This window comes from Pandoraea commovens (assembly GCF_902459615.1).
GTDB classification, from domain to species: domain Bacteria; phylum Pseudomonadota; class Gammaproteobacteria; order Burkholderiales; family Burkholderiaceae; genus Pandoraea; species Pandoraea commovens.
On record NZ_CABPSA010000001.1, the window covers coordinates 1117970 to 1131675 of the forward strand.

At 63.9% G+C, this 13706-nt stretch carries 13 protein-coding genes; 8 read left to right on the forward strand and 5 right to left on the reverse strand.

Features of this window, described 5'->3' with window-relative positions; genetic code table 11:
• Positions 1-26 precede the first annotated feature (26 nt).
• Complete coding sequence (locus tag PCO31010_RS05000) at positions 27-710, reverse strand: TetR/AcrR family transcriptional regulator (protein ID WP_150663214.1); 684 nt, start codon at positions 708-710, stop codon at positions 27-29.
• 209 nt (positions 711-919) lie between these two features.
• Here PCO31010_RS05000 and PCO31010_RS05005 point away from each other — a divergent pair, with 209 nt between their 5' ends.
• From PCO31010_RS05005 to PCO31010_RS05035, 8 genes are all read left to right on the forward strand, one after another.
• Complete coding sequence (locus tag PCO31010_RS05005; protein ID WP_150663215.1) at positions 920-2212, forward strand: alpha/beta fold hydrolase; 1293 nt, start codon at positions 920-922, stop codon at positions 2210-2212.
• 45 nt (positions 2213-2257) lie between these two features.
• Positions 2258-2908, forward strand: a complete 651-nt coding sequence (locus tag PCO31010_RS05010; protein ID WP_343039088.1) for a VOC family protein — start codon at positions 2258-2260, stop codon at positions 2906-2908.
• Between the two features lie 2 nt (positions 2909-2910).
• A complete protein-coding gene (locus tag PCO31010_RS27120) occupies positions 2911-3177 on the forward strand; it encodes a hypothetical protein (RefSeq protein WP_308340568.1) in 267 nt (88 codons plus the stop codon).
• A gap of 67 nt (positions 3178-3244) precedes the next feature.
• Entirely contained in the window at positions 3245-4954 is a 1710-nt protein-coding gene (locus tag PCO31010_RS05015) for an AMP-binding protein (RefSeq protein ID WP_150663216.1), read from the forward strand.
• Positions 4951-5451 (forward strand): acyl-CoA thioesterase, encoded by a 501-nt coding sequence (locus PCO31010_RS05020; protein ID WP_150663217.1) that lies wholly within the window; start codon positions 4951-4953, stop codon positions 5449-5451. The genes PCO31010_RS05015 and PCO31010_RS05020 overlap by 4 nt, the downstream gene beginning before the upstream one ends.
• Positions 5448-6236 (forward strand): maleate cis-trans isomerase family protein, encoded by a 789-nt coding sequence (locus PCO31010_RS05025; protein ID WP_150663218.1) that lies wholly within the window; start codon positions 5448-5450, stop codon positions 6234-6236. Before PCO31010_RS05020 ends, PCO31010_RS05025 begins: the two co-directional genes overlap by 4 nt.
• Before the next feature lie 26 nt (positions 6237-6262).
• Complete coding sequence (locus PCO31010_RS05030) at positions 6263-7405, forward strand: FAD-dependent monooxygenase (RefSeq protein ID WP_150663219.1); 1143 nt, start codon at positions 6263-6265, stop codon at positions 7403-7405.
• A 72-nt stretch (positions 7406-7477) separates the two neighbouring features.
• A complete protein-coding gene (locus PCO31010_RS05035) occupies positions 7478-8854 on the forward strand; it encodes an MFS transporter (protein ID WP_150663220.1) in 1377 nt (458 codons plus the stop codon).
• A 79-nt stretch (positions 8855-8933) separates the two neighbouring features.
• Here the strand turns inward: PCO31010_RS05035 and PCO31010_RS05040 are convergent, their stop codons facing one another.
• The 4 genes from PCO31010_RS05040 to PCO31010_RS05055 all read right to left on the reverse strand — a co-directional run bounded on the left by PCO31010_RS05040 (position 8934) and on the right by PCO31010_RS05055 (position 13630).
• Positions 8934-10172, reverse strand: a complete 1239-nt coding sequence (locus tag PCO31010_RS05040) for a phenylacetate--CoA ligase family protein (protein ID WP_150663221.1) — start codon at positions 10170-10172, stop codon at positions 8934-8936.
• 81 nt (positions 10173-10253) lie between these two features.
• Entirely contained in the window at positions 10254-11066 is an 813-nt protein-coding gene (locus PCO31010_RS05045; protein ID WP_039397512.1) for an ABC transporter ATP-binding protein, read from the reverse strand.
• Positions 11067-11138: 72 nt separating this feature from the next.
• Entirely contained in the window at positions 11139-12473 is a 1335-nt protein-coding gene (locus PCO31010_RS05050) for an ABC transporter substrate-binding protein (protein WP_174984340.1), read from the reverse strand.
• Between the two features lie 80 nt (positions 12474-12553).
• On the reverse strand, positions 12554-13630 hold the full coding sequence (locus PCO31010_RS05055; RefSeq protein WP_150663222.1) for a branched-chain amino acid ABC transporter permease: 1077 nt from the start codon (positions 13628-13630) through the stop codon (positions 12554-12556).
• Between the last annotated feature and the right edge of the window lie 76 nt (positions 13631-13706).

Below are 13706 nucleotides of genomic sequence, written 5' to 3' on the forward strand. Positions count from 1 at the left end.
CGCGCGTCAGCCCGCCCAAAACACCGTTACCGCTTGATATGCCGCTCAAGCAAATCCAGATCGTCCCGCAGTAATTTCAGTACGCCCGCAGCGCCCTGTTCGCCGAGCTGCCGCGTCGAATCCTGTTCGACCGAACGAAGCGCCATGTCGGCGATCTGCGCCGCAATCTCCTCGGCATTACGTGAGCCGGACGGCGTGAACCACCAGGCGGTCCAGTTGCACATGCCGATGATCGAGAACGCGGCGACCTTTGCATCCATCACCCGAAACTGCCCACGCTCGATGCCCAACTCGATCGCGTGACGGAACTGCTCCAGCACCGCACGCCGTGACTGCTCTGCCAACTGGCGTTGCTCCGGCGGCAGATTGTCCTCGTTGCGTTCGACCACGCGAAATTGCAGCGGATGCGTCAGGATCAGATGCGCGTGACGCAGCACCAGATGCCGCAGCATTGCCGACGGTTGTCGCAGATCGTCCGGCACCGCCTCCGACGCCAACTCCCCCGCCGCCCGCGTGACAGCCGCCGTCAGCACTTCCAGAATCGCTTCCTTGCTCTTGAAGTAGTAGTACAGCGCAGGACGCGTCACGCCCACCACGTCGGCAATATCGTTAATGCTCGTCCCGTCGAATCCCCGTTCGACGAACAGCCGTGTCGCGACTTCCAGAATGTTCTCCCGCAACGCGTCGCTCTTGGTCTGCGCTTTGCTCATCGCCTCTCCCTCGTTCCCTACCGATGCATCGACACCCGCCAAATTTTTGACGCAAGTGTCAGAAAACCCAACGATAACCAAATTCCTCCCCCCAGAAAACCCCAAGGCACCTGCCGATCAGGGTTTTTACGAATTCGTCAAATTTTAGCGAAATTGTTTACCTATTCGTAAAAAATTGAACTAGGATGTAAAAAAACGGAGGTTGAGAGATGAGTCATCAGCAAGCGGAACGCCGTGACGGTCAGAGCGCGACGGCGGGGTTCCTGAACACCGACTGGAATCCGCGGGATCTGCCGCTGGGCACCACCACGCGCAACGTTGTCCTGCGCACGGCCGACGGCGCGGCCACCAGCGGGTCGTTGTACGTGCCGGGATCGACGGATACCGTGGTGTGCATCATGCATCCGCGTGAGTTCATGGCCTGCCACTACCTGATTCCGGACATCGTGGGCGCGGGCTTCGCGGCGTGGACGCAGGCCCCGCGTTCGGTCGGCAACGACATGCGGCTCGAGCACGAATTCGCGCTATACGACGTCGCCGCCGGTATGCAGTTTCTGCGGGACGCGGGCTTCAAGCGCATAGTCATGCTCGGCAACTCGGGCGGTAGCGGCCTTTATGCGCTCTACGTCCAGCAGTCGAATCTCGATCCGGCGCAGCGCATCGAACGTACGCCCGGCGGCCGCCCGACCAAGCTCGCGTCGCTCGACATGCCGCCCGTGCATGGCGTCGTCTTTGTGGCACCGCATCCGGGTCAGGGCGCGCTGCTGCAAACCTGCATCGACCCCTCGGTCACAAACGAACACGACGCCCTGTCCGTCGATCCGTCGCTCGATCCGTTCGACACCGCCAATGGCTATGTGCACCGACAGCCGGGCGAAACAGCCCGGTCGCGCTATGACGTGGACTTCGTCACGCGCTATCGCGCCGCACAACATGCGCGCGTAGCACGCCTCGACGCCACCGCACGCGACCTGATCGCTGCGCGTCAGGGGGCGCGCGAACGTCTCAAGCGCGACACCGGCGCAGCTAGCACCGACGCCCGCCTGCGCCGTATGGCCGCCCACACGCCGCTGATGACGATCTGGCGCACCGACGCCGACCTGCGCTGTTTCGACCTGACGCTTGACCCATCCGACCGTCGCTACGGCTCCCTGTGGGGTAGCGATCCGTTCACATCCAACTACGGCTCGGTCGGCTTCGGCCGCGTGTGTTCGCCAGAAGCGTGGCTTTCGACATGGTCCGGGCTGTCCTCGAACGCACTTCTTTCGAAGACGGCCGCCGCCATCGTGCAGCCCACCCTGCTCATCGAATACACCGGCGATCAGGCGTGCTTCCCGAGCGTCATCGAAGACATCTACGCGAGCCTCGGCGCAACACGGAAGTCGCATCGACGCGTGCGCGGCGACCACCACGGCCGCGCGTTAGCCGACGGTGAAGAAGCCGGACGCTATATCGCCGGACGCCTGTTGCAGGACTGGTTGCGCGAAACGTTTCCGCAGTGACGTCCCCCATTTGCCTGACTGACCGACTGAATTCCCGGAGTTCCAATGAAACTGAATGACATCCCCGCCGCCGCAGCTGCCGATCTTGCGCTGCGTCTGCATGGCGTCGATCACACGGCGCGCCCGACCTGGCGCTTGCGCGAGACCGTCGAGTTTTACCGTGACGTGCTCGGCCTGCCGCTCATCCACACGATCTCCGCCCGGGGCTGGGGACCGGCAACGCATCCCGACTTCCTGCATTTCTTCTTCGATAGCGGCAACGGCAGCACCATCGCGTTCTTCTATTACCTCGGCGGTGAAGTCCCTGCCTCGCTCGCCGACCGTCCGGGACGCGCACCGCTGCCCGAAGATCACGTGTTCGACGCCACCCACACCGCGTGGCTCGTCGACACGCAGGACGAACTGCATGCGTGGAAAGCCCGTCTGGAAGCACGCGGCGTGACCGTGTCGGCCGAGACGGCGCACGAGGTCATCGAGTCGATCTACTTCCGCGATCCGAACGGCTACTTCATCGAGATCACCCGCAAGCTGCGCACGCTCGCCGACATCGATGCACGCGACGCTGCCGCCACCCTCGAAGCGGCCATGGAAATCGAAGACGAAGCCCTCGCCGGGGGCGCGCCGTTCACCCAGATCGACGCCGTCTGGCAGCGCAAGGCGCAGCGTCTGGGGCAACAACTGCGTCAGGAGCGCTAATCATGACTTCACAACCGTTGCAGATCTTTGTGCTGAACGTGCCCGAGTTTGCGTCGCTGACCGAAGCCGCCCGCGCGATGCCCGAGTGCCGCGTAGAGAACACCGGCGACTACACCGTGATCTCCAGCGACGTGCCGATCACGTTCGGGCGTCGCGCGCTGGGTCTGAAGCCTGCCGTCTGGTACGGCCTCTTTACTGGCGGACTCGACGGCCAGATCGAACGCTATGAACGCGACATCGTGCGGATCGCCCCTCGCCACAGCCACTGAACCACCGAACCACTGACTGAACACAGGCGTCCTCGATAAAGTCGCCAAAGTACGTGCAGGAGACACCATGAGCGGTATTTTTCACCCTATCGACGGCGTGACGTACTGTGCGCCGGATCTGGCGCAACGCTACTTCGCGTCGAACGCCTGGTACGACATCACCCTGGGCGATGCGCTGCGCGCGACCGCCGCGCGTGTGCCCGAGCGCGCGGCCTACCTCAGCGACGAAGCCACGCTGAGCTTCGCCACGCTCGACGAGCGCAGCGAACGGCTCGGTGCAGCGCTTATCGAACTGGGGCTGCGCCCCGGTGACCGCGCCATCTTCCAGATGGGTACGAACGTCGATACGGTCGTCGCGCTGATGGGCGCTTACAAAGCGGGCGTCGTGCCCGTGTGCGCCGTGCCGCAATACCGGGAAGTGGAGATCGGCCAATTGGCGTCGCAATCGGACGCCCGCGCCTACTTCGTGCAAGCCGATTTCTCGGCGTTCGACCTCGTCGGCTTCGCCCGTCAGATGATGGACCGGCACGCATCGATCGAGCATCTGCTGGTCGCGCGCGGCCGTGTCGAGCACGACGCCGTTGCCGGTATCTGCGCCATCGATCAGTTGATTGACCTCATGCCACTTGAGCGTGCGCGCGCCGTGCTGGCCGACATCCGCATCGGCAGTGAAGACGTACTGAGCTTCCAGTTATCCGGCGGCACCACCGGCGTGCCGAAGATCATCCCGCGCTTTCATGCGGAATACATCGGTCATTCGCTGGCGTGGATGCGTCACATCGGTATGACTGAGCACAGCCGCATGATCTGGTCGCTGCCGTTGCTGCACAACGCCGGACAGCTGTATGTCCTCGCGTCGACGGTCGCCAGCGGCATGACGACGGTGCTGATGCCCCGCGTCGACATCGCCCGCATGCTCACGCTGATCGAAACGCATCGCGTCACGCACGGTCTGTCCATCGGGCCGGTCGCACCGCAGATGATCGCGTACAAGGACATCGCCAAACACGATCTGACGTCGCTCCAACTCTTCGGCACGATGAGCCGCGCCGACTCGCTCGAAGCGCATCTCGGCGTGCCGTGCTTCAACCTCTACGGCACGACCGAGGGGCTGCTGATGGGCGCAGGGGCGCACCTCGCGCCGGACCTTCGCCATCACACGCAGGGGCTGTCCGGCTGCGAAGACGACGAGATCCGCGTGCTGACGCCCGGCACCGATACGCCGGTCGACGACGGCACGCCGGGCGAACTCTGCTTCCGTGGCCCGTCGAGCCTGCGTGGTTACTTCAACGCCCCGGAGGCCACGGCGCAGACGCTCACGCCAGACGGCTTCGTGCGAACCGGCGACATGGTGACGGCAAAGGTGATCGACGGTGTGCGCTGCTTCGCCTTCGAAGGACGCCTGCGCGACAACATCAATCGCGGCGGCGAGAAGATCGGATGCGAGGAAGTCGAGGCGTTCGTGAGTCATCACCCCGCTGTGGCCGACGCCAAACTCGTCGCCATGCCCGACCCGCTCTACGGCGAGCGCGGCTGTGTCTATCTGATCCTGCGCCCCGGCCAGCCTGCGCCGTCCGTCGGCGAACTGGGTGCGTTTCTCGTGAGCCACGGGCTGGCGAAGTTCAAGTGCCCGGAGCGCATCGAGATCATCGACGAGTTTCCGGTGACGCGCGTGGGCAAGGTCGACAAAGCGTCGTTGCGCTCGACGATTGCCGGACGCGTCGCGTCTGAGACCGCCCTCGCCACGTCTGCCCAGCCTGCCAGGGAGGACGCATGATCAGCACCGAACATGTGGTGAGCGAGCACCCGTTCGTCGTCCGTCGCCGTGTGAAATGGGGCGATTGCGACCCGGCGGGCGTGGTCTACACCGTGACGTTTTCGGAGTACGTCATCTCCATCGCCGAGCTGTTCTACGGCTCGCTGTTCGACGGCACGCCCCAAGCCGTCAAGAACCATCACGGCTTCGGCACGCCCACTCGCGCGCTCGACTTCGACTTTCGCCGTTCGCTCTGGCCGGACGATGTCTTCGACGTGAGCGTCGAAGTCACCGACATCCGCACACGAACTTTCACGCTGACGATGACGGCGCGCAAGGAAGACGGCGACATCGCCTTCGTCGCCCGCCTCACGCCGATCTGCATTCAGCGTGGCGTGCGCGAGTCCATCGAGATGCCCGCCGTGCTGCGCGCAGCACTCGACCAATACCGAACCCGCTGCGCCGCGCCTTCCACGCCCGCCGCAGCCCCAGCTTTCGCCGGAGAACCGACACCATGACGCAAACCCTGCAAACACCCTTCCGCATCGGCCAGATCGTGCCCAGCTCCAACACCACGATGGAGACGGAGATTCCCGCGATGCTGCGCGCCCGCGAACAGATCCTGCCCGAGCGCTTCACGTTCCATTCGAGCCGCATGCGCATGCATCGCGTGGTGAAGGAAGAGCTCGCCGCGATGAACCTTCAAGGCCTGCGCTGCGCCGCCGAACTCGCCGACGCACGCGTCGATGTGATGAGCACAGCTTGCCTCGTCGCCATTATGGCAATGGGACCGGGCTACCACCGTCAGGTCGAGGAAGACCTGCGACGCGTGGCCCGCGAGAACCATTGCGACGCCGCCATCATGACCTCGGCAGGTGCGCTCGTCGCCGGTCTGAAGACGTTAGGCGCTCGCAGGATCTCGCTGATGGCGCCCTACATGAAGCCGCTCACGCAAGCGGTTGTCGAGTACATCGAGCACGAAGGCATTGAAGTCATCGATGCGCTGTCGTTCGAGATCCCCGACAACCTTGAAGTCGGCCGTCGCGACCCGATGCAGTTGCTCGACGACGTCAAGCGCCTGAACACGGCCAATGCCGACGCCGTCGTGCTGTCTGCCTGTGTGCAGATGCCTTCTCTGCCCGCCATTCAACTGGCGCAGGACATGATCGGCCTTCCCGTGACGTCCACGGCCGTCAGCACGGTGCGGCAGATGCTCGACCACCTCGGCCTCGCGCCCGTGGTTCCGGATGCCGGAGCGTTGCTCGCCGCCGGGCGCGAGGCGTTGTCCGCGCGCGTCGCCTGATCTCCCCCCCAATCCAGGAGCCAATCATGAAAATCGCCGTCATCGGTGGCGGGCCTGCGGGCCTGTACTTCTCATTGTTGATGAAACAACGTCATCCGGAAGACGAGATCGTCGTGCACGAACGCAACGCTGCGAACGCCACCTACGGCTGGGGCGTCGTGTTCTCCGACATCGCCCTCGCCTTCCTGAAGGACGCGGACGAAGCCTTCTTCCGCAAGTTCACGGCGCATCACACGCGTTGTGATCACATGGAAATCGTGCATCAGGGCGTGCCCGTGCGTCTGTCCAACAACCATTTCTCCCGCACGTCGCGCATCGACATGCTGCGCGTGTTGCAACAAGCCTGCGCCGACGCCGGTGTGGAAGTGCGCTACGAGAGCCACGTCACCGATCCGGCACAGTTGCCCGACGCCGACGTGATCGTTGCGGCCGACGGCGTGAACAGCGAAGTGCGCACGCGCATGGCCGAACACTTCGGCCCGAGCTTCGACGAGCGCCGCAACAAGTTCGCGTGGTACGGCACGTCGCGCACGTTCCATCCCGTGTCGCTCATCTTCCGCCAGACGCCGCACGGCGTGTTCATGGCGCACGCCTATCAGTACAGCCCCGACCGGTCGACGTTCCTCGTCGAAGTCGATCCCGACACGTGGCAACGCTGCGGACTGGACACGGCCACCGAAGACGAAAGCCGCGCGTTCTGCGAACAGATCTTCGCCGATGACCTGCAAGGCCATTCGCTGCTGACGAACCGCTCGAACTGGTTCCAGGCGCGTGTAGTGAGCAACGCGCGCTGGTCGCACGGCAACGTGGTGCTGCTGGGCGACGCGCTGCGCAGCGTCCACTTCTCGCTCGGCTCCGGCACCCGTATGGCCATGCAGGACGCCATCGCACTGTTCGAGGCGTTGAGCGCGAACCGCAGCGATGTGCCCGCCGCCTTCGCAGCCTTCGAGCAGAGCCGTCGCAGTGCTTCGGACCGTTTTCAAGATGCTGCCCGCCGGAGTCTCGACTGGTACGAATCCGTCGACACCCGTATGCACCTCGACCCTGTGCGCTTCGCCTACGACTACATGCTGCGCACGGGGCGGGTAACGCACGAGGATCTGCGGGCGCGCGATCCCGAGTTCGTCGCGCAGGTGGAGGCCCTGACCACCCCGGCGCACGCCGCCTGACGACGCATTAAGCCATCGTTCCAAAACATCCATAACAAGGCAAAAACGCCACCCGAGGACAGGAGACACTTCATGGACAAGCACGACACCCGGCACACGTCAGTCGATGTGCGGGACTTCATCAACGCGGCCCCGGTGTCGCGCTTCCAGATACTGATCAGCGCGATGTGTTTCCTGATCGTGGCGCTGGACGGGTTCGACATCGCCATCATCGGCTTCATCGCGCCGCATATCCGCAGCGAATGGCAGTTATCAATGGTGTCGCTCGGCCCGCTCTTCAGCGCGGGCCTGCTTGGGCTGATGGTCGGCGCGTTTTGCAGCGGGCCGATGGCCGACCGGATCGGTCGCCGCCGGGTGCTGATCCTGTCCGTGGCGTGGTTCGGTGCGGCGAGCGTCGGCGCAGCGCTCGCGCCGAACGTTGCCTGGCTCATCGCGCTGCGATTCCTCACCGGTCTGGGGCTGGGCGGTGCGATGCCCAACGCGATCACGCTGACATCCGAATTTAGTCCCGAACGACGTCGCGGCACGCTGCTCACGCTGATGTTCTGCGGATTCTCGCTCGGCTCGGCGCTGGGTGGCGTGGTCACGGCCTATCTCGTGGCGGGCGTAGGCTGGCGCGGGCTGCTCGCGATTGGCGGACTGCTGCCGCTCGCGCTCGTGCCGGTGCTCTGGTTCACGCTGCCGGAGTCGGTGCGCTTTCTGGCGATCCGGGGCGGCACGCAGGCGCAGATCGCCGCGACGCTCAAACGCGTAGCGCCGGGCCTTGTCGTTGCCGGTCAGACATACAGCGCCGTTGACGACCGCCTGCCGTCCTCGCCCGTCGTGCAACTGTTTCACCGCGACTACCGGCGCGGCACGCTACTGCTCTGGCTGGCGTTCTTCATGAGCCTGTTGCTCCTGTACCTGCTCATCAACTGGCTGCCGATTCTCGCGGAACGTAGCGGGCTGACGCTCAAACAGGCGTCGATGTTTGCCGGGCTGTTGCAAGGGGGCGGTGTGCTGGGCGCGATCGTGCTGGGGGTGCTGATCGATCGCTTCCATCCGTACAAGGTGGTTGCGGTGGCCTATCTGCTCGGGGCGGCCTCGCTGGCGTCGCTGGCGCTGACGCAGAGCGCGGTCTGGCTCGCAGTGGGCATCTTCATCACAGGATTCTGCGTGAGCGGCTCGCAGGTGTGCGCAAACGTGATTGCGTCGGCGTATTACCCGACATCGAATCGGGCGACGGGCGTGGCCTGGGCGCTGGGTATCGGCCGCATTGGTGCCGTCGCGGGATCCTTCGGCGGGGCGCTCCTGCTGGCAGCGGGCTGGAGCAACGCCGGGCTGTTCACGATTCTGGCGATACCGGCCATGCTCGCGGCGCTCGGCATTCTGCTCGCCGGGACGAAGCACCGCCGGGTAACGCAGGCATCGGACGCGGTCAGCGCGCCGTCGTCCCCTGCCCTCTCGTGATACGGTAGGCGGAAATAGGAAAGCGCGCGGATATCGTCGACATCACGCGCGCTTTCGAGCCTTCCGGGAGTACGCGGCGTCAGTCGTAGGCCCGCGCATCCTCCACCAACTTGCCATCGGTCGGCAGCGACCCGACAGCGACGAAATCCACCTCACCGCGCAGTCGCGTCACATCGCGCAACGTCTCTTGCAGACGTGCCGCCAGTCCATCCGGCGGCGTATCGTTCGTCTCGCACAGCAGGCGCATGCGGTCGTCCCCCACCCGCCCTTCCACACGCAGACGCAACCGCACCAGCTCCGGATAGCGTTTGCCGATCTCGCCGATTTGCCCAGGATGCACAAACATACCGCGCACCTTCACCGTCTGATCTGCGCGCCCGAGCCAGCCTTTGAGGCGCATGTTCGTGCGCCCGCACGGACTGATGCCCGCCTCCACCGCCGACAGGTCACCGGTCGCGAAGCGAATCAGCGGGTAATCCGGGTTGAAGTTCGTCACCACGACTTCGCCGATTTCCCCATCGGGCACCGGCTTCGTGCCGCCCGGCTCGACCAGTTCCACCAGCACGTTCTCGTCGACGATCAGCCCGGCCTGTGCGTCGCTCTCGAAGGCAATCAGCCCTAGATCCGCCGTGCCGTACAACTGGCGCGCCGTGATCCCCCGGCCGTTGAACCACTCGCGCAACGAGGGCGGCAACGCTTCGCCCGAGAGCGTGGCACGACGAATGCAACTGAGGTCCGCTCCGGCCGCTTCGCCCTTCTCGATCAGAATCTTCAGGAACGACGGCGTGCCTGCATACGCACCCGGCTTCAGGTGCCGGATGGCTTCCAGTTGCAGTTCCGTCTGCCCTACACCGGCGGGGAACACGCAACACCCCAGCCGTGCCGCCCCCGTCTCGATCATCATGCCAGCGGGCGTGAAGTGATACGAATACGTGTTATAGACCAGATCACCCGGGCGCAACCCTGCCGCGTACATCGCCCGTGCAAAGCGCCACCAGTCACTGCTGCGCCCGTCCGGCTCATAGATCGGGCCAGGCGACTGGTAGACGTGCGCGAGGCCGCTCACCGGCGTGGCGTTCAGACCGCCCAGCGGCGGGTGACGCACCTGAAACGCCGCCAGATCCGATTTACGCGTGACGGGCAACCCGGCCAGCGCATCGCGCGAGTCGATCTCGCCAGCGTCGATATCGCTCAGCGCCTCGGAAAAGTAGGCGGCATGCGTGCGGGCATGCGAGACCTGCGCCGGGAGCGCCGCCAGCAACGCCTTCTCGCGAACCTCCGGCGCACGGATTTCCAGCGTGTCGAAGTAGTCGTTCATATCAACGGATCAACGATGAGGATTAACGAAGCGGATTGACGAAGCAGCGCGAGTGCGCCACTCGTCCGAACGGGCAGGCGCTCAGGCAATCCAGCGCTTACGCCGCCGGTAGCTCTTGACGTTGCGGAAGCTCCCCGCGCTGCTCGCCCCGTCTTTGGCGATGCCCAGATAGAACTCCTTGACGTCCTCGTTATCGCGCAGCGACGTCGCGTCACCATCCATCACGACACGTCCGTTCTCGAGGATGTAGCCGTAGTCCGCATATCGCAGCGCGGCCATCGTGTTCTGCTCCGCGAGCAGGAAACTGACGTTCTCGCGCTGATTCAGGTCGCGCACGATCGTGAATATCTCCTCGACGATCTGCGGCGCGAGCCCCATCGACGGCTCGTCGAGGAGAATCATCGACGGCTGGGCCATCATGGCGCGCCCGATGGCGCACATCTGCTGCTCACCACCGGAGGTGTAACCCGCCTGCGACTTGCGTCGCGTCTTCAGACGCGGGAAGTACGCGTAAATGCGCTCCAACGCGTGCTGCTGCGCGCTGCGCGACGCATGCCGCACATAGCCGCCCGTCAGCAGATTCTCTTCGATGGTCAGATGCCCGAAGCAGTGGCGTCCCTCCATCACCTGAATCACACCGCGCTTGACCAGTCCGTTGGGCGTCAGTTGCTCGACCCGCTCGCCGCGATAGTCGATGGTGCCCTTCGTCACTTCGCCGCGCTCCGCGTGCAGCAGGTTCGAGATGGCCTTGAGTGTCGTGCTCTTGCCCGCGCCATTGGCCCCGAGCAGCGCCACGATCTTGCCCTCGGGCACGATCAGCGACACGCCTTTGAGCACCAGAATGACGTGGTCGTAAATGACTTCGATGTTGTTGACGCGCAAACTCGCTTCCATGCATCACTCCGAAATCGGTGCTGCCGGTGCCTATGACCGGCAGCGGATCCTCAGCCCTTCATCAGCCCTTCATCAGCCCTTGTAGCAAGCAGGCGTAATGCCCTTCTCTTTGGCGTACTGCTTGGCCGACGCTTCGAACAACGGGTGAATCAGCCGGCGATTGCCTTCGATCCAGTCGGACACCATCACCCACTTGGTGCCGTCCCATTGCTGGATACGGACCTTGCCCGAGCCTTCGTGGTCCTCGCAGCTTGTCTTGATGTCGGGCAGCAGGCCCGTCGCACCCAGCGCCTTGAGGCGCGCCGCGTCGATGTTCAGGTTCTCCAGCGCCCAGCGCACCTGCGCAGGCGTCGAGACCTTCCCCTTGCCGAACTTGTTCTGCGCGGTGTTCAGCGCCTCGACCGTGGCCACCGCTGCTGAGACGCCTCGGTTGTACAACACCGAGCCGACCTTCGACGGGTCTTGCATATTCCCCTTGCCCGCGCCGTAGACCACCTTTTCGATGTCGGCGATCAGCGGCACCTGCTTGCCCGCCACGTTCCACGTCGCGCTCATGTAGCCCTTGGCGGCCGGACCTGCGGGAATCGTGTCTTCTTCCGAACCGGCCCACCAACTGCCGACGATCTTCTCGCGCGGATAACCGACCTTCTGCGCGGCCTTGAGCGCCGTCTGGTTCATCACACCCCAGCCCCAGAACACGACGTAATCCGGGTTCTCCTGACGAATGCGCAGCCACTGTGCACCCTGTTCATTACCCGGGTGTGCGACTGGAATCTCGATCAGGTTGAACTTATTGATCTTGGACTCGGCTTGCATCGCGACAATCGGCTCTTTGCCATAGGCCGAGTCGTGATACAGGAAGACGATCTTCTTGCCGTTAAGCGAACCGCCGTTCTTGTCGGCGAGGAACTTGATGATGGCGGACGCCTGCATCTGGTAGGTCGTCACCAGCGGGAACGCCCACGGGAACACGGTGCCGTCGACCGCGTCGGTGCGCCCGTAGCCCATCATGACGAGCGGCACCTGATCGGTCGCCGTCTTGTCGATCAGCGCGTAAGAAATGCCGGTCGCCATGACGTGATATGCCGTGCCCTTCGTCACCGGGTTCTTCCCCTTGAGACGCTCGTAACACTCCACGCCCTTGGCGTTGTTGTACTCGGTCTCGCACTCTTCCCACGTGAGCTTCACGCCGTTCACGCCGCCGTTCTTCAGGTTCACGTATTGCAGATAGTCGATGAACCCGCCGTAGAACGACTGCCCGTTGGCGCCGTACGGGCCAACGCGATAGTCAGCCAACGCGATGAACTGATCGTTCGACTGTGCGAACGACGTCCCCACCGCCCCCGTGCCGAGCGCCAGCGCCAAAGCCAGCGAGCCCAACGATGTCGTCAACTGTTTCGTGTTCATGCTGTGTCTCCATCTGTGGTTTTGTGTGTGTCCGAACATTCACCGGCAACAGGTAACAATTGCCGTCGGTGTGGCAAACCTCAATGCGGGAAGGGCCAGATGCGCAGCTTCTCCTTGGCAATCTGCCAGAGCCGCGCCAGCCCATGCGGTTCGGCAATCAGGAAAAAGATGATGAGACCGCCGAACACCATCAACTGGATATGCGAGACGGTGGCGTTGGTGAACGGCAAATGCAGGAAGGTCGCAATCGTTGGCAACGTGCTGTCGAGAAAGATCGGCAGCAACAAGATGAACGCAGCACCCAGGAAGCTGCCGAGAATGCTGCCCACGCCGCCGATGATGATCATGAACAGGATGCGGAACGACAGGTCGAGCGAGAAGCCGTCCGGCTCCACGGAGCCGAGGTAGCAGTAGGCATAGAGCGCGCCTGCCACGCCGCAGTAGAACGAACTTACCGCGAAGGCGAGCAGCTTGACCCGCATGAGCGGAATGCCGATGACCTCGGCGGCGACGTCCATGTCACGCACGGCCATCCACGCGCGGCCGATATGCGAGCGAACCAGATTCTTCGCGATGAGCGCCATCACCGTGACGACGCCCAGCACGAACAGGTACTTGCGCACCGGCGTATCCACATCCACACCGAACACCGAGATCTTCTGCGCCGTGATCACGCCCGACGAACTGTTGTTCGAGAGCCAGGGGAATTTGGTGAGCACCCAGAGCACGAAGAACTGCGCGGCGAGCGTGGCCACCGCGAGATAGAAGCCCTTGATGCGCAGCGACGGCAGACCGAACGCAATGCCCACGAGCGCCGCACACACGCCCCCCAGCGCGAACGACGCCAGAATCGGCATGCCTTCGATGCGCAACTGGAAGTTGTAGGACGCATAAGCGCCCACGGCCATGAACGCCGCCGTGCCGAGCGACAGTTGCCCTGCGTAGCCCGTCAGCAGGTTCAGCCCCAGCGCAGCGAGCGAGAACACGAGAAATGGGACGAGGATAGCCGTCAGCCAGTACTCGGTGGCGATCCACGGCAGAATGCCGAATGCCACGACCAGCAGGCTGCAAACGGCAATCCGGTCCTGCCGGATCGGGAAAATCTGGCTGTCGGCAACGTAGGACGTCTTGAACTGCCCAGCTTCGCGATAGAACATGTGTGGCCTCTGCGATGAATGCTTGCGCGTGCTTTCCGATTCGAATGATTCGAATGACTGGTGCGGTCAGCCGCCG